15 protein-coding genes are annotated in these 16371 nt (G+C 69.9%); 7 read left to right on the top strand and 8 right to left on the bottom strand.

Annotated features, from left to right (window positions below; translation table 11 throughout):
- Positions 1-22: 22 nt before the first annotated feature.
- The 3 genes from RNB18_RS16910 to RNB18_RS16900 form a co-directional block, all read right to left on the bottom strand.
- On the bottom strand, positions 23-1159 hold the full coding sequence (locus RNB18_RS16910) for an XdhC family protein (protein ID WP_311714894.1): 1137 nt from the start codon (positions 1157-1159) through the stop codon (positions 23-25).
- A 270-nt stretch (positions 1160-1429) separates the two neighbouring features.
- A complete protein-coding gene (locus RNB18_RS16905; RefSeq protein WP_311714893.1) occupies positions 1430-2452 on the bottom strand; it encodes a zinc-dependent alcohol dehydrogenase family protein in 1023 nt (340 codons plus the stop codon).
- A gap of 94 nt (positions 2453-2546) precedes the next feature.
- Positions 2547-3779, bottom strand: a complete 1233-nt coding sequence (locus tag RNB18_RS16900) for an MFS transporter (protein ID WP_311714892.1) — start codon at positions 3777-3779, stop codon at positions 2547-2549.
- Between the two features lie 136 nt (positions 3780-3915).
- Between RNB18_RS16900 and RNB18_RS16895 the strand changes: the two genes are divergently transcribed.
- Positions 3916-4818, top strand: coding sequence for a helix-turn-helix domain-containing protein (locus RNB18_RS16895; protein WP_311714891.1), 903 nt, complete (start codon positions 3916-3918; stop codon positions 4816-4818).
- A 549-nt stretch (positions 4819-5367) separates the two neighbouring features.
- Here RNB18_RS16895 and RNB18_RS16890 read toward each other — a convergent pair.
- Complete coding sequence (locus RNB18_RS16890; RefSeq protein WP_311714890.1) at positions 5368-5937, bottom strand: TetR/AcrR family transcriptional regulator; 570 nt, start codon at positions 5935-5937, stop codon at positions 5368-5370.
- Positions 5938-6028: 91 nt separating this feature from the next.
- On the opposite strand from RNB18_RS16890, the gene RNB18_RS16885 reads away from it, so the two are divergent.
- Both RNB18_RS16885 and RNB18_RS16880 read left to right on the top strand, forming a co-directional pair.
- Positions 6029-6952, top strand: a complete 924-nt coding sequence (locus tag RNB18_RS16885) for an SDR family NAD(P)-dependent oxidoreductase (RefSeq protein WP_311714889.1) — start codon at positions 6029-6031, stop codon at positions 6950-6952.
- A gap of 52 nt (positions 6953-7004) precedes the next feature.
- Entirely contained in the window at positions 7005-7679 is a 675-nt protein-coding gene (locus tag RNB18_RS16880) for a Rossmann-fold NAD(P)-binding domain-containing protein (RefSeq protein ID WP_311714888.1), read from the top strand.
- Between the two features lie 433 nt (positions 7680-8112).
- On the opposite strand, the gene RNB18_RS16875 is transcribed toward RNB18_RS16880, so the two are convergent.
- The gene (locus RNB18_RS16875; protein WP_311714887.1) at positions 8113-11226 is read right to left on the bottom strand and encodes an alpha-L-rhamnosidase-related protein; all 3114 of its coding nucleotides are present in this window, start codon (positions 11224-11226) and stop codon (positions 8113-8115) included.
- Here RNB18_RS16875 and RNB18_RS16870 point away from each other — a divergent pair.
- From RNB18_RS16870 to RNB18_RS16860, 3 genes are all read left to right on the top strand, one after another.
- Positions 11216-11536, top strand: coding sequence for a hypothetical protein (locus tag RNB18_RS16870; RefSeq protein WP_311714886.1), 321 nt, complete (start codon positions 11216-11218; stop codon positions 11534-11536). The two genes, RNB18_RS16875 and RNB18_RS16870, sit on opposite strands and share 11 nt — an antisense overlap.
- Before the next feature lie 290 nt (positions 11537-11826).
- Positions 11827-12012 carry a hypothetical protein gene (locus RNB18_RS16865; protein ID WP_311714885.1) on the top strand — a complete coding sequence of 62 codons (186 nt, stop codon included), beginning with the start codon at positions 11827-11829 and terminating at the stop codon, positions 12010-12012.
- A gap of 6 nt (positions 12013-12018) precedes the next feature.
- Complete coding sequence (locus RNB18_RS16860; protein ID WP_311714884.1) at positions 12019-12246, top strand: hypothetical protein; 228 nt, start codon at positions 12019-12021, stop codon at positions 12244-12246.
- A gap of 55 nt (positions 12247-12301) precedes the next feature.
- On the opposite strand, the gene RNB18_RS16855 is transcribed toward RNB18_RS16860, so the two are convergent.
- Both RNB18_RS16855 and RNB18_RS16850 read right to left on the bottom strand, forming a co-directional pair.
- Positions 12302-13480: an acyl-CoA dehydrogenase family protein gene (locus RNB18_RS16855; protein ID WP_311714883.1), complete on the bottom strand. Its 1179-nt coding sequence runs from the start codon at positions 13478-13480 to the stop codon at positions 12302-12304.
- Positions 13481-13609: 129 nt separating this feature from the next.
- Entirely contained in the window at positions 13610-13984 is a 375-nt protein-coding gene (locus tag RNB18_RS16850) for a ferredoxin (protein WP_059208767.1), read from the bottom strand.
- A gap of 107 nt (positions 13985-14091) precedes the next feature.
- On the opposite strand from RNB18_RS16850, the gene RNB18_RS16845 reads away from it, so the two are divergent.
- Positions 14092-14469, top strand: coding sequence for a DUF6479 family protein (locus tag RNB18_RS16845; RefSeq protein ID WP_311714882.1), 378 nt, complete (start codon positions 14092-14094; stop codon positions 14467-14469).
- Positions 14470-14595: 126 nt separating this feature from the next.
- Here RNB18_RS16845 and RNB18_RS16840 read toward each other — a convergent pair whose 3' ends face one another.
- Positions 14596-16329: a glycoside hydrolase family 15 protein gene (locus tag RNB18_RS16840; protein WP_311714881.1), complete on the bottom strand. Its 1734-nt coding sequence runs from the start codon at positions 16327-16329 to the stop codon at positions 14596-14598.
- Positions 16330-16371: the final 42 nt, after the last annotated feature.

Here is a 16371-nt window from a genome sequence, read left to right as displayed (position 1 = left end):
CGGCAAGCACTCAATGCCCGGCTCACTTCATGGCAGCTCGTTCTCTCACGGCCGGCCGGTGGATCGGGCCGCTGGTCACCGACAGAGGCAGCCCGGTGCCCCGATTGGTGTGGGCGATGATCTCCGCTGTGATGGAGACGGCGGTCTCCTGCGGAGTGCGGGCGCCCAGGTCGAGACCGATGGGGGATCGCAGCCGGGCCAGTTGGTCCTCGGCCAGGCCGGCCTGCCTCAGCAGGTGCAGGCGCTTGTGGTGGGTGCGCCGCGAGCCCATCGCGCCGATGTAGGCGGCAGAAGTGCCGAGCGCCAGGCGCAGCAGAGGGATGTCGAACTTGGCGTCGTGGGTGAGGACGCAGATGGCGGTGCGTTCGTCCACCTCGGTGTGTTCCAGGTAGCGGTGAGGCCAGTCGGTCACGACCTCGTCCGCGTGCGGGAAGCGGGCCGTGGTGGCGAAGACGGGGCGGGCGTCGCACACGGTGATGCGGTAGCCGAGGAAGGCCCCGGCCTCGCTGAGGGCGGCGGCGAAGTCGACGGCTCCGAAGATCAGCATGCGCGGGCGGGCGGCGTGGACGTGTACCAGCACGGACAGCGGTTCGAGACAAGCCTCTCCTCCGCCGCCAGCCTCCGCGCGTCCGGTGCGCCCCATTCGCATCAGGGCACGGGCCTGGTCCGCTACCGCGCGGTATACCGGTCCGCTGTCCATGGTCCCCTGGGCGGCGAGGCCGTCGCCGAGGATGCTGAGAGTCGCGCCGAGGAGGTGGTCAGGACCGTCCACGATCTCGGCCACGGCGGCCGGTCGGCCCTCGGTGACCTCGGCAAGGGCGGCGGTCAGGTGGGGCTGCTGTGTGGGGTCGATCCGCTGGACGAGGACGTCGAGTTCGCCGCCGCAGGTCAGGCCGACGGCGAAGGCGTCGTCGTCGGAGTAGCCGAACCAGGCGCGTTGTGGGGCGCCCCGGTCATGGAGCACCTGTTGGCACAGCTCATACACCGCGCCTTCGACGCAGCCGCCGGAGATGCTGCCGACCGCGTTGCCTGCTTCGTCGACCGCGACCGACGTGCCGATGGGCAGGGGTGCGCTGCCGGTGACGTCGACGACGGTGGCCAGGGCGAAGGGGCGGGCTGTGCGGCACCAGCGGTGCAGTACGTCTGCGATGTTGAGCATGGACTGCCTCCGGCGTGTGCTTCTTCGTGTGGTGGGGCGGGCCGCCGCCGCACCCTCCGGGGAGTGGGAAGCGGCGGCGGCCCTGGATGGCCCGGCAGCCGGACGGGGGGGCGGCGGCCAGGCCGGCCTGGACGGTCCTTGACGGCTCCGGGGTCAGAGCAACACGTCGGCGCGCAATGGGGGTGACAGAGCGGCTGAGGAGACGAGTTCCTCGGCCAGCGCTGTCTGCTGCGATGGTGTGGAGGGGCGGACAAGGACGCGAAATGCGGGTCAGAAGGTGAGGATCACCTTGGTGGCGCGCCGCTCGTCCATCGCCTTGTAGCCCTCGGGGGCCTGCTCCAGCGGCAGGGTGAGGTCGAAGACCTTCCCGGGGTCGATCTTGCGGTCCCAGATGAGCTGGATCAGGTCCGGCAGGAAGCGGCGCACGGGGGCCGGGCCGCCGAGGGTGTGGATACCGGCGAAGAACAGCTCGATGCCGGGGATCTTCACGTCGTAGTTGACGCCCACATAGCCCAGGTGCCCACCACCGCGCGTGGCTCCGACGGCCTGCATGAAGGACTCCTGGGTGCCGACCGCCTCGACCACCGAGTGCGCTCCGAGGCCGCCCGTGAGTTCCTTGATCTTCGCGACGCCCTCCTCGCCGCGTTCTTCGACGATGTCGGTGGCACCGTAGTAGCGGGCCAGCTTCTGCCGCTCGGGGTGACGCGACATCGCGATGATGCGTTCCGCACCCAGCTGCTTGGCTGCGAGGACGGCCATCAGGCCGACCGCGCCGTCGCCGACGACCGCAACGGTCTTGCCGGGCCCGGCATCGGCGGCGACGGCGGCGTACCAGCCGGTGCCGAGCACGTCGGAGGCGGCCAGCAGGGAAGGGATCAGCTCGGGTTCGGGCTGTCCCGGAGTGGCGACGAGGGTGCCGTCGGCGTGCGGGATGCGGGCCTTCTCGGCCTGGGTGCCGATCGTCTGCGCGACGAACTCGGCGTGCACGCACTTGGACTGGAAGCCGGCCTGGCAGATCTCGCAGGTGTTGTCGGAGATGACGAACGACCCGACGACGAAGTCGCCGACCTTGACGTTCTTGACCTCTGAGCCGACCTCCTCGACGACGCCGACGTACTCGTGCCCCATGACCTGGTGATCGGCGGGCTCGATGCCGCGGTACGGCCACAGGTCCGAGCCGCAGATACAGGTCGCGGTCAGCTTCACGATGGCGTCGGTCGGCTCGACGATCTTCGGATCGTCGCGCTCCTCCACCCGGACGTCGCCGGCCGTGTACATCACTACTCCACGCATGGTGGTTCTCCTTGCTCTGTTGTGCTGGCGCCTACGGCGCCGGTTCGTGTTGCGGAAGGCACGGCAGTGCCGCGACCTGCTGGGTTGATGGGACTCATGTCGCCAAGCGACGGCGCTGGATGAGTGCGATGGCGATCGTGGGGATCAGGGTCAATGCGGCAATGACGGTGCCAATGACGGCGGGGCCCGTGGTGCCCAAGGAGGATTCGAGGGCGAGTCCGGCGATCCAGGAACCGATGGCGGTGCCGAGGTTGAACGCCGACACGGTCAGCGCTGACCCCAGGGTGGGCGCCTTCCCTGCGAAGCGCACGCCCAGGGAAATGAGGACCGGGTTGGCGCCCAGCCCGAAGAGTCCCAGCAGGGCGATCAGTGCGACCGTGGGCACGGCGTGGGTGGACAGCAGGCAGATGGCCAGCAGCAGGGCTGTGGTCACCGCGGGGGCCACGATCGTCGTCGCGTGCGGACGACGGTCCCCCAGGCGGCCTCCCACGAGGAATCCCGCCAGGGCACCGACGCCGAAGCCGACCAGCACCAGCGGCACGAGGCCGGCGGCCAGACCCGCCCGGTCGGTCAGCAGCGGTGAGATGTAGGTGTACGTCGACAGCACGCCGCCGGTGGTGGTCGTGCAGGCCGCGAGTGCCAGCCACAGACGCCCCGAACGCAGAGCCGCCAGCTCGGAGCGCACGGAGATCGTCTGGCCGCCGTCGGTGTCGTGCGGAACCTGGCGAGCGATGAGTGCCATGGCGGCCGCTCCGAAAACGGCCAGGGCCCAGAACGGTCCCCGCCAGCCCATGAGCTGTCCGGCGAAGGCGCCCAGCGGCACGCCGACGACGTTGGCGAGCATCGCGCCGGCGCCCACAACGCCCAGGGCGCGGGAGCTCGCGGCGGGGCCGGCAGCGCGGGTGGCCACCACGTTGGCCACCGCCCAGAACGCCCCTGTTGCCAGCGCCGTCAGGAACCGTGCGGCCAGCAGCAGCGTGAAGCTGGAGCCGAGCGCGACGATGACGTGTCCGGCCGCGAAGACGCCCAGGGCAAGGATCAGCGTCAGCCGCTGAGGCAGCCGCAGCGTCAGCATCGCCATCAGCGGCGCGCCGACGATCATCCCGATGGCGAAGACCGTGATCAGCAGCCCGGCCCGGGCCACACTGACCTGCACATCGCCCGCGATCTCCGGCAGCAGTCCCGCCACCACGAACTCGGTCGTGCCCATCAGGAACGTGCCCAGGGCCAGCACGTACACGACGAGCGGAAGCCGGGCAGGCGGACGCCCGCGGTCACCGGCGCTTACATCGGCAGGGGCGTGGAGGGCTCCTCCTCGCGTGGTCATGCATCATCTCCGCAGCGATCGAGATCGGGGTGCGCATCCCACGAAACCGCTCCTGCCGCCCGCGCGGGAGGCTGCGTTTATAGGGGGTACAAGCTCAACCCCCCTGCCCGGGGTTACGGGCCGTAGCGTGGAAAGCATGGAACCCCGCCCCGACAACCGCGCCGACATCCGTGACTTCCTCGCCCGCCGGCGCGCCCAGCTCACCCCCGAACAGGTCGGCCTGCCCACCAGCGGCCGGCGCCGCGTACCGGGGCTGCGCCGCGAGGAGGTCGCCGTCCTCGCCGGGGTGAGCACCGAGTGGTACACGCGGCTGGAGAAAGGCCACATCAGCGGCGTGTCCGAGGAGGTCCTCGACGCGGTGGCCCGCACCCTGCAGCTGAGCGAGGACGAACGCATCTACCTGTTCGACCTCGCCAAAGCCGCCCACCCCAGCCCGGCAACGCGGCGCCGCCGCAAAGCCGTCGACGTCCCGCCCCACGTCCAGTGGCTCCTCGACTCCATGACGCTGTCCGCAGCATTCGTCACCAACGCCCGCCTGGACATCGTGGCCACCAACGCACTCGCCCGCGCCCTGTTCGCGCCGATGTTCGACAGCCGCACCACCAGTGAGCGCAGCCTCCCCAACTTCGCCCGGTACTACTTCCTCGACGACGCCGCCCACGACTTCGTCGACGACTGGGACCGCGCCGCCAACACCACCGTCGCCCTGCTGCGCGCCGAAGCCGGCCGCTACCCAGGCGACAAGGCACTGCGCGAACTCGTCGGCGAGCTGTCCACCATCAGCACCGAATTCCGCACCCGGTGGGCCGCCCACAACGTGCGCATCCACCACGGCGGCGTCAAACGCTTCCACCACCCCGACGCAGGCCCCCTGGAACTCACCTACCAGCCACTGGACTTGCCCATCTCCGCCCGCGAGGCGCACTCTCTGACCATCTACACCGCCCAGCCGGGCACCCCGGACGAAGAACGACTCAAACTCCTCGCCAGCTGGACGGCCACCCCCCGACCTGCCGACTCGCTGCGCCGGCGGTCGTGAGCCTGGCGAACTGGACCGTTGCGGTGCAGGAGTTCGAGATGATGACGCCCGCGGGCCGGCGAGATGGGCGGTCGCGGGTCGGCCGGCAGCAGGCCTGACTGCATGGCGGCGGGCAGACGGCGAAAAGCCTGGGATCGCTGAACCTGGCGATCGACTCGAAATCCGCAGCGCAGAGGGCGCAGGTGCGGCACTCGACTGGCAGCCCAGTGAGCAGAAACCCCGTCGCGCGTCGGTGCCGGTGAAGGTCATGGAGCTCTTCCAGCGTGCCATCCGCACCGGGAAAGCGCTCAGGAGACAGCTGCACAATCGGCACTGCACACACCCACCCACGCTCCTGCGGCGAAAGCTCATCAGGCTGAGGAGGAAGGAGCTGACCGTGCGCGTCGCCCCGTACGACGATGGTGCACGCTATGCCCGAACTGGCCCCTGACCTGCTGCGGCGCCGGGTGAATGCTGCCCACCTGGACCGGCGGATACATGGGCAGGGCAGCACCCCGCTGCTTCCGAGTCGTGTGTGCACAGCGCTGTGCACACCGGCCGCGCGGCCGGTCAGCGTGCAGTGAGGCCGGTGAGCAGGAGGGCGAGCCATCGGGCACGGGCGGTGGGCGGCTGGTCGGCGGGGAGGGTGGAGAGCATCAGGTACAGGTCGTCGAGGGTGAAGTCGGCGCGCAGGCCGCCCTGAGCCTGTGCGCTGCGGACGAGCTGACCGAGGGCCTGGGTGACGCGGGTTTCCACGTCCCGCATGGCGGGGTGAGCGGTGTGGTCGGCACTGAGCACGTACGCGGCTGCTTTGACAGCGCGGTTGTGGGCGACGGTGTCCATCACGCGGCTGAGGAATCCGGTGAGCTCCGCCATGGCGGGTGAACCCTGGCTCTGGCGTTGCAGGCACTCCTCGGCGTCGTCGGCGAGTGTTTCGAACGAGGCGGCGACCACGGCCGTGACCAGGTCGTTCTTGTTCGGGAAGTGCTTGTACAGGGTGCCGACCGCGACGCCCGCGGCAGCGGCGATCTGCTCCATCGACACCTCTGGCCCGTGCTCGGTGATCTGCTCATGCGCCGCGGTCATGATCCGGGTGCGGTTGCGGGCCGCGTCGGCGCGCAGCGGTCGGGGTGAGGTCATGAGGGCGGCCCTCCGGCATCATTTGACGAAAGATGAATGATGCTTCACCATACAACATGAAGCATCATTCACGTTATGGAGGTTGATCATCATGGCCAGCACGACCGACCGGTGGACCGAGCAGAACATCCCCGCCCAGGACGGCAGGGTCGCCGTCATCACCGGCGCCAACAGCGGCCTCGGACTGCAGACCGCGCGGGCCCTGGCCGAGCACGGCGCGCACGTCGTCCTCGCCGTGCGCAACCTCGACAAGGGCCGCCAGGCCCTCGCCCGCATCAGCGAGAGGGCCCCGGGCGCCAAGCTCAGCCTCCAGCGCCTGGACCTCGGCAGTCTCAAGTCGGTACGCGCGGCCTCCGATGAGCTGCACGCGGCACACCCGAAGATCGACCTGCTCATCAACAACGCGGGCGTGATGTACACCCCCCGGCAGAAGACCGAGGACGGGTTCGACATGCAGTTCGGGGTCAACCACCTCGGGCACTTCGCGCTCACCGGCCTGCTGCTGGACCTGATGCTGCCCGTGCCCGGCTCCCGGGTGGTCACCGTCAGCAGCTTCGGCCACCGCATCCGGGCCGACATCCACTTCGACGACCTGCAGTTCGACCGCTCCTACAACCGGGTTGTCGCCTACGGGCAGGCCAAGCTGGCCAACCTGATGTTCACCTACGAACTCCAGCGCCGCCTCGCCCCGCACCACACCACCATCGCCGCCGCCGCGCATCCCGGCGCGTCGGATACCGAACTCAATCAGAACATGAGCGGCCTGGCGCGCAAGGGGGCCAACCTGCTCCAGCCTCTGCTGGCCCAGCCGGCCTCCATGGGAGCGCTGCCCAGCCTGAGGGCGGCCACCGATCCCGCCGTCACCGGCGGCCAGTTCTACGGCCCCAACGGCATGGGCGGAACCCGCGGTTACCCCGAGGTGGTCACCTCCAGCAAGAAGTCCCGCGACACCGCCGTTCAGCAGCGCCTGTGGGCCGTGTCCGAGCAGCTCACCGACGTCACGTTCCCCGTCTGAGGCGCCCAACCGCCATCCGGCCGACCAAGCCGTATGACAGAAGAGGTTCACTGTGCGCATCATCATCTTCGGGGCCACCGGCGCGGTGGGCCAGGGGGCTCTGGAAGCCTGCCTGCGCGACAAGGACGTCACCGACGTCCTCGTCGTCGGCCGCACCCCCACCGGCCGCGCTCACCCCAAGCTCCATGAGCTCCGCCACGAGGACTTCACCGACTTCACCGCCGTTCAAGACCGGCTGACCGGCTACGACGCCTGCTTCTACTGCCTGGGGACCTCGGCCATCGGCATGAGCGAGGCCGACTACCGGGTCGTCTCCCACGAGTTCCCGCTCGCCGCCGCCCGCGCCCTGCTGGCCGTCAGTCCCGGCCTCGCCTTCGCTTACATCTCCGGCGTCGGCACCGACAGCACCGGCAAGAGCCGCATGATGTGGGCGCGTGTGAAGGGCGAGACGGAGAATGCCCTGCTGGAGCTGTCACCGCGGGCCCACATGTTCCGCCCTGCGTTCGTCCTGCCCCTGCCGGGTACCAAGGCGAAGGCCAGGGTCCACGTCCTGGCGTACCGGGTCCTCAGTCCGCTGTACCCGGTGCTGCGGCGCATCGCACCGCGCTACGTCACCACCAGTGTGCAGCTGGGCCAGGCCATGATCCAGACGGCCCGTAGCGGCGGGAGGCACCGCGTCCTGACCCCGGCCGACATCAACGAAGCAGCCTCAGCAGCAACGCCGTGACCGCCAAGGACACGCGCGCCGCGACTACTGGCAGCGGGTGCGGGGTCGGTGACCGGTTCGGCCCGAGTCGTCTGCGGAGGTCCCGCTCGCTCATGGCCGACCGCCGGCCGTCCATCGGACGCCTACCGCCGCCGGCGATGCACTCGCCGACGGTGCGGCGAGCGTCCCGGCCAGGACCAGTCCTTCTCCAGGCACTCATCGTGGCCTTGGGTCTCGGCTTTCCTGCTCGGGGAGGGCACCGGACACCGGCTGCGCCTCCCACCCCGTGCTGCTGCTCTTCCTGCCGGTGCTGTTCTGCTGCGAGCGCCTGCCCGCATCGCCGCGGGAGATTCGCCGGACGTTCGCGGCATCGTCCTGCTCAGAACCACCCCTAACCATCGCCGCATTCGCGCACACGCCGGGCCCCGAGGGCTGCTCTCTGACCAAGGGCGTGTTACTTGATGCGGATCTCCGCCAACTGCAGGCGGTACCTGCTGGTCTCGTCGGAGGCGGGCCTGCCGAGCCTGGTTGCGCGCAGGCGCAGGTAGCGGCCGTTGGCGGAGGTGAGGGTGTAGGTCTGGGCGGCTCCGTTGGGGTTGGGCTCGCCGGTGATGGTGCGGGCAGTGGTGTACGTGGTTCCGCCGTCGGTGCGGGTCTGGAAGGTGAAGTCGACGGGGAAGCCCGCCGAGCCGCCGCCGGCCCCGCCGGCGTCGGTGCGCGGGTGGAGGGTGACGGAGCCGATGGCCCGGTCGGCGCCGAGGTCGATCTCGATCCACACGGGAGTGTCACTGACGTCGGCGGAGGAGAAGTCGATGCTGGTGAAGCCCTTGGCGCCGGTCACGCTGGTGGTGGTGCCGTCCAGGACCCGGGTCTTCCCCCAGTCGCTGTTCTCCAGCGTGTAGTTGGCGGTGGCGGTGGTCCCGGCGGTGGGGATGGTGAGCTCGGCCAACTGGAGGCGGTACTTGGTGGTCTCATCGGAGGCGGGCGTACCGAGGCGCGTGGCCTGCAGGCGGACGTAGCGGGCGGTGCTGGTTCTGAAGCCGTATGTCTGCACCAGCCCGTCGGAGTTCGCCTGTCCGGTGACGGTGCGGACGGTGGTGTAGGTGCTGGATCCGTCGGGCCGGGTCTGGATGGTGAAGTCGACGGGGAAGCCCGCCGTGCCGCCACCGCCGGCGGCGGGAGTGTCGGTGCGGGGGAAGAGGCGTATGGCGTCAAGGTCGGTGTCGGTGCCGAGATCGATCTCCACCCAGACAGGGCTGGCACTGACGTCGGCGGAGGCGAAGTCGTTACTGGTGTAGCCCTTGGCGCCGGTCACGCTGGTGAGCGTGCCGTCGGTCAGGCGTCCGCGGCCCCAGTTGCTGTTCTCCAGGCTGTTGTTGCTGGTGACCGGTCGGCCCAGGGCAAGGTTGTCGAGACGGCCCACGCCGGTCGCCGTGAAGGTCCATGTGCCGGGCTGGACGACCCAGTACACGTACGAGGAGTCCTTGCCGTCGTAGGTCAGTCCGCTGACGCCGCCGGTGGACGAACCGCCGGTGAAGACGGTGGTGTCGTTCGCCTTGATGACCGGCTGCGCTCCACCGTAGGTGGGCACGCCCACGCGCGCAGTCGTTCCGCTCGGGGAGGTAAGGGTCAGCGTCACCTTTGTTCCGTCGCGGGTGATACCGAAGCGGATATCACCCGCGACGGTGGACGTCACGGTGTTGATCTTTGTGAGGGTGCCGGTCTGCGGGATCACCTCGTACGTCTGCCAGCCCGGCTTGGTCGGGCGGACACCGGCGGCGTAGGCGGACAGCGCGTACAGCGGGCCGCCGTTCCAGGCGTGGTTGTCGGTGCCGGCCGCCTTGTCCCACACCTCCCACAGCGTGTAGCAGGCGGGGTCGGCGACCTGGGCGGCGAAGCGGTTGCGCATCCGCTCCTCGGCGACCGTGGCCGCGCCCATCAGATACAGCGCCTCCAGGACGTAGAACTCCATGTACGGGCTGGCGTTGAGATGGGTGCGCAGCACCTCGGTGATCGCCCGGTACCGGGAGGTGGGGGCCAGGCCCGCGACGACGGCGAGGCCATGGGCGCGGTCGTCGGTGTCGCGGGTGTAGCCGGGTGAGCGGTACTCGTTGCGCGCGGAGTTCCACAGGACGCGGTCGAAGTTGGCCTTGATGCTGTCGCGCTGGGCCTTCCATCCGGCGACATCGGCGCTGTTGCCGCTGAGGTCGGCGAGCTTTGCGGCGGTGTCGAGGGCCAGGTAGTACCAGCAGTTGTCCAGGACGCGGGCGTCGATGTCGGAGCCCCAGTCCTCCCAGTCCCAGTCCCCGGCGCGGTGGTTGACCAGGCCGTCGGCGTCCAGGCTCCACAGGTTCAGGTATTTCTTCACCGCCGGGTAGGCGCCCGTGACGGCGTCCGCGTTGCCGGTGTAGAGGTAGTACGTCCAGAACGACCACACCGAGGCGAGCATCTGGACGGGCAGTTCGTTGGTCCAGATGGTCGTGGGGATCGGGGAGTACAGCACCCCGCCGGACTCCTGCCAGGAGGTCAGCTGGGCGATGGCCTTCTTGCCCAGCGCGTGGGAGCGGGTGTCGAAGGTGTAGAAGCCTTCCTTCAGCTGGTTGACCACATCGCCCCACCACTGGGCCCGCTCGCGGGTGGGGCAGTCCATGTAGTTGTCCCGCATGTTGACGTACATGGTGCGGGCGGCCTTGGTCCACAGCGTGTCGAGAAAGGGGTCGCTACTGCCGAAGGACCCGGCGAAGTCGGTGTCGTAGCCGGACTCGCGGTATTTCAGCTCCAGGATCGTCACGCCCGCCGGGATCGTGTACCGCACGGCCGTCCCGCTCATCCAGGCCAGTGGCTCGAACTCCTGGACTCCGCCGGAGCAGACGTAGGTGGCGCGCATGTTGTACTGCGTTCCGGGCTCGATGCCCACCAGGCCCGCACCGTCGTCGTAGTGATCGGTCTGGATGCCGATCACCGCCCCGGCCGGGGCGTCCACCTTCAAGTACGGGGTCACTTGGAGGTTGGACGGCAGGGTGCCCGAGATCGCGGTGGAACCCCGCCCGGTGCCCGGCAGGGACGCGGCGTTGGTGTAGGACCTCAGACCGGAGTAGCGGAACTGCGGGACCGGCCGCTCGACCAGGGCGTTCCAAGGTGCCGCACCCGTGGCACCGAAGTCGGTCGGTGCCGTCCAGCCACTGTCGTCGAACCCGGAGGACTGCCAGCCGGCCATACCCGTGGCGTTGCGGGCGTCGTAGTAGACGTTCGACTCCGGCAGCCGGAAGTTGACCTGCGTTCCGCTCGTGTTGTTCGAATAGCCCGGGTGCACGATGTGCTTCCAACCGGTGTCGCTGACGAGCCGGGTCACAGTGGAGCCAGTCGTGATGTCGGCCTGGAACAGCAGCCCACCCTTGCCGCTGCTGCTGTGCGAGAAGCCCTGCTTGCCGAAGTACCACACCAGCAGCGCGACCGTGTTGCCACCGGCCTGCAGGTACGGGGCGAGGTCGATCTCGTCGTAGTAGGTGTCCGTACGGTTGGGGCCCCGCTTGAGCCCACCCTCGAACACCACCAGCGTGCCGTTCACCCACAGCCAGTACTTCGAGTCCGCGGCGATCTGCGTGACCGCCTTCGACGGAGCCGAACCCAACGTGAACGATCTACGAAACGCCACCCACTGGTTCGTCGCACTGGAAGGCGCCCAGATCCACCTCGCCGACCAGGAAACCGCTGCGGACGCCGTCGACACGAGCCCCGGAAGCGCAAGAGAACCAAAAGTGGGCGTGAGAGCCACGGCTATGGCCGAGCGCAGGGCGGACCGGCGCGATACATGGTTCATCGTGGACTCCTACTTTCGCTGTGCGGAGTGCAGCGTGAAGGGGGCGGCATCGCGCTGAACGGCACCCAAGCGAACTGAATCGATTCAATCGGGTGTTCGTAGGCGAGATACTCGATGCTTGGGCCACGGGGTGTCAACACTCGCGCAACATGGCGTTTGCACCGAGGAGGGGTCATGCCGCCGCGGGGAGCGACAGGGCTCCTCGAGCGGCTTGCGCTTCAGATCTCCGGCTGTCAAAGTTTTCAGCCAGCTGAACGGCACACGACACTACTGGCGGCTCACCGGCGGTGGGTCCGGCGGCCAGTGGTTGGTGAAGGATGCCCCGCACGGCATCCCGGGGAGTGACGTGTGCAGGTCGTCTCGGCGGCTCAAGCGACGGACAGCGGCTGGACCTGGGCTCAGACAGCCGGGCTGATCGTCCCGTGCATCGCGCTCCTCGGCGCCTTCCTGACCTACGCCCTCAGCCAACGCGCCGTGCGAAGGGAACACCGGGCCAGGACCTTCGCCGAAGCGCTGACGGCGGTCGAGGCGTAACTCGAGATGCCATACCGCATACGGCGCCGACCGGAGCCCTCGTCCGCCGTACGGCAACAACTCACCGACGAGGTCAGCAGCCTGCTGGCACGAATGGCCTTCCACCAGGCATGGCTCCAGATCGAGGCCGCGACCGTCGCGGGCCCCTACGCAAGCCTCGTGTCTACAGCGCGAGCGGAAGCCGGCGCACAGGTGAGCCTCGCCTGGCAGCAGCCACCGATCACACGGGCGTGATCTTGGTGCCAACTATCCATCTTTAGTGCCAACAAAAAAACCTCGTCACACACAGCTACCGCCGTACCCGCGGCATCCCCAGCCCGATCCACGAGATGATCTCCCGCTGGATCTCGTTGTTGCCCCCGCCGAAGGTGAAGATCACCGCCGAGCGGTAGCCCCGCTCCAGTTCTCCGTGGAGCACTGCGCCCGCAGAGCCCTCCTTCAGTGCGCCGGCCGCCGCGACGATCTCCATGAGCCACGCGTAGGCGTCCCGGCGGGCCTCGGAGCCGTAGACCTTGACCGCGGAGGCGTCCTGCGGGGTGAGGGTGCCGTCCTCCACCGCGCCCACCATCCGCCAGTTCAGGAGCTTGAGCGCGTCGAGGCGGGTGTGGGTCTGGGCGAGGCGTCGGCGTACCCACGGCAGGTCGATCACGCGGCGGCCGTCGGCGAGCTTGGTCTCCATGGCCCAGCGCTGCACGTTCTGCAGGGCGCGGATCGCCATGGTGCCGTGGGCCGCGAGGGTGACCCGCTCGTGGTTGAGCTGGTTGGTGATCAGCCGCCAGCCCTGGTTCTCCTCGCCGACCCGGTGCGAGACGGGGACGCGGACGTTCTCGTAGTAGCTGGCCGTGGTGTCGTGCGAGGCGAGGGTGTTGATGACGGTGCAGGAGTACCCGGGGTCGGTGGTCGGCATCAGAAGCATGGTGATGCCCTTGTGCGGCGGGGCGTCCGGGTCGGTGCGCACGGCGAGCCAGACCCAGTCGGCGGTGTCGCCGTTGGTGGTCCAGATCTTGTGCCCGTTGACGACGTACTCGTCGCCGTCCCGCACCGCGCGCGTCTTCAGGGAGGCCAGGTCGGTGCCCGCGCCGGGCTCGCTGTAACCGATCGCGAAGTCGATCTGCCCGGACAGGATGCGCGGCAGGAACCAGGACTTCTGCTCCTCGGTGCCGTACCGCATGATCGTCGGCCCGACGGTGTTGAGGGCCATCAGCGGCAGGGGTACGCCGGCCTGGGCGGCCTCGTCGAAGAAGATGAACTGTTCCATGGCGGTCAGGCCACGGCCGCCGTACTCCTTGGGCCAGCCGACGCCGAGCCAGCCGTCCGTTCCGAGGCGCCGGATGGTGTCACGGTAGAAGCGTTTCTGGGCGTCGCGGTCGGTGAAGCGGGCGTGCGCGTTGTCCGGGACGAGCTCGGCGAAGTAGGTGCGCAGTTCGGTGCGCAGCCGCTGCTGCTCGGGTGTGTGGTCGAGATGCACGGCGCCTCCAGGGCTCCCCTGAACCGGTCCTGACGGCGCACACCGTAGAACGTGTTCCAGAAATTGGGAACGGCCAGGAGGGGTCCGTCGGGCACGGGCGCGCGCGTCCCGGGCGCTGAAGAGGCTCTTTCAGACGAGGGTCGCCATGAAGTCCGTGCACGCCTGGGCGCACTCACGGCAGGCCTTGGCGGCGTCCTCGGCGCCGGCATGCCGGTCGAGGACCTGCGCGCACTCCAGGCAGACCGACCGGCACCATTCCAGCTGGACACGGATGCCGGCCTCGTCAAGATGGTTGTCCTCGGACAGCACACGGCACGTGGCGTCGCACACCTCGGCGCACATGATGCCCTTGCGTCGCAGTAGTTCCTGCTCCTCGGTCCCGTCCGGATCGACCAGGCTCGCACGCAGCGCACAGGCCCGCGCGCACTCGGTGCACGCCTGGGCGCACGCGAAGCGGTCCTCCAGGAACCGGAAGAGCTCCTGCTGGGAAGTCGAAGTCGTCACACGGAGCGGGTAGCCGCGGTCCGAGCCGCCAAACCCGGTGTTCCCGGGGTTTCCTCCGTCCGGGGGACGAGTCGGTTCGCCCGGGGTGCCAGGGGTACTCGCGTGCCATGAACCAAGCCCTGAACACCGAATGGATGGACATGGCCGCGGGCCGGGGCGCCCTTGCGGCCGGAGTGATCGCGGCGGGTGTGGTGGTCGTGGCGGTGCTGATCGGTGCCTTCTGGCTGGGCGCCCGCGTCAAGCGCCGCGAGTCGCCGCCGCCCACCCCCGAGGAACAGCCGAGGATGCCGGAGGGCGGGCCGGTCCGTGAGGTCAGGGAGAACCGGGAGCCCGACGAGGTGCCCAGGAGCGACACCCGGCTGACCCCGCACGAGCTGCCGGGCCACGGCAACAGTCCGACCCGGACGGGCCCGGCGCAAGAACGGCCTCGCTGGAACGAGGGCAGCAGCGGCTCGTTCGGCAGTGGCGGGCCGGGGCGCGGCTGACATCTTCCACGGCCATGGCGCCCGGCCGGCATCTCTACGGCCGTGTCGCGGGCCGTGTCGCGCGGTCTGCCTCGCGGTCGCCGTCGGAACAGGTCTGCCACAGCTGGAGGCGGCCGCCCGGCTCACTCACTCGCCGAGCCGGGCGGCCGTCTCCAGCAGCAGTGCGTGGACGAAGGCCTGCGGGAGGTTGCCGCGCAGCTGGCGCTGGGCGATGTCGAACTCCTCGGCGTACAGGCCGGACGCGCCGCAGGCGCCGCGGTTGCGTTCGAACCAGCGGTACGCCTCGACGGCCCGGCCCTGCTGGTGTTCGGCGAGCGCCATGACGAACCCGCACAGCAGGAAGGCGCCCTCAGCCTCTTCCAGAGGGCGCTCGTCGTGGCGGAAGCGGTAGAGGAAGTGGTCGTCGGCCAGTTCGCGGCGGCACGCGGCCAGGGTGGCCCGGGTGCGCGGATCGGCGGCGGGCAGGGCGCCGCGCACGCCGGGCAGCAGCAGGGCGGCGTCCACCGACGGGTCGTCGGGGGTGCGCTGCCAGTGGCCGTCGGGGTGGAGGCAGGTCCGCTCGGCGGCGTCGAGGAGGGTGTCGGCCAGGGCGGTGCAGGTGCCGGCGAGTGGACGGCGGGGCGCTACGGCGGCCACGGCCCGTAGGCCGGCGACGCAGATGAGCCTGCTGTGGGTCCAGAGCCGGTCGCTCAACTCCCAGATACCCGCGTCCGGTTGGCGCCAGCGGTCGGCGATGGCCCGTACGGCGGTCTCGACGGCCTTCCAGTGGCCCTCGTCGAGACGCCCGTGGCGTTCGGCGGCCGCGAGCAGCAGCAGGGCCTCGCCGAAGCAGTCGAGCTGGAACTGCTCGCCGACCTGGTTGCCGACGCGGTCGAAGCCGCCGGGGTAGCCGGGCAGGTCGAGTTCGCGCTGGGCGGGGACCGGGTCGCCGTGCACGGTGTAGGCGGGCACCAGGCGGGGGCCGTCCGCGTGCAGGCGTGCGGTGACGAAGCCGACGGCGGCGTCGAGGAGGTCGTGGGCTCCTACGGCGGCAGCGGCCTGTCCGGCGTAGCTCTGGTCGCGGATCCACACGTACCGGTAGTCGTAGTTGCGCCCCTCCTCGGCGCGCTCGGGCAGGCTGGTCGTGGCCGCCGCGACCATGCCTCCACCCTGCGTGGTGAGGCCGCGCAGGACGGCGTACGCCCGCCGCGCGTCGCCGGGTGCGACGGTGTCGTCGAGCGCGGGGACCGTCTCGTGCCAGGCCGCTTCGGTCGCCGCCCAGGCCTGCGCCGGCTTCGGAAGGTCGGCCGGCAGTGGGGATACGGCGCACTCCAGGACCAGTTCATGCCGCTCGCCGGGCTTCAGCTCGATGTCGGCGGTGAGGCCCCGCTCTCCGGCGACGGCCTGTGGGGCGCCCTGCCAGCGCAATCGGTGGCTGCCGGTGCGCAGCTCCCATACTCCGTCGTCGCTGCGGCGGACGGACTCGACCGGTGCTGTGCCGTACCCGCTGTGCGGGTCGAGGAGCACGGAGAGGCGGGCGGGCCCGTCGACCGCGCGCAGCTGCCGGAGCAGGACGAGCCGGTCCGGGTCGCCGGGGAAGGCCAGCGCCTCACGGCACTCGACGATTCCGTCGTCGGTGACCCAGCGGCTGCGCCAGATGAGCGTGCCCTCTTCGTAATAGCCGCCGACGACGTACCGGCCGGTGGGAGTGACGGCGTACGCGCCCCGCCCCCCGACCAGGTCGCTGAAGACAGCCTCGTCGTGCCAGGTGGGCGCACACAGCCACCCGATGGCGCCGTCGGGCCCGATGAGCGCCCCGCGCTCTCCGTCGGCCAGCAGCGCGTAGTCGTGCAGCGCATGGGGCGGGAAGGGGGTGCTCATGGCGTACGGGTACCCAAGGGGCGGGACGGTCAACGGTGGTGG

The sequence above is a fragment of the Streptomyces doebereineriae genome (assembly GCF_031845645.1).
In the GTDB taxonomy this organism is placed as follows: Bacteria; Actinomycetota; Actinomycetes; order Streptomycetales; family Streptomycetaceae; genus Streptomyces; species Streptomyces canus.
The sequence above is the reverse complement of the archived record's forward strand: the minus strand, read 5'-3'. Positions and strand labels throughout refer to the sequence as shown.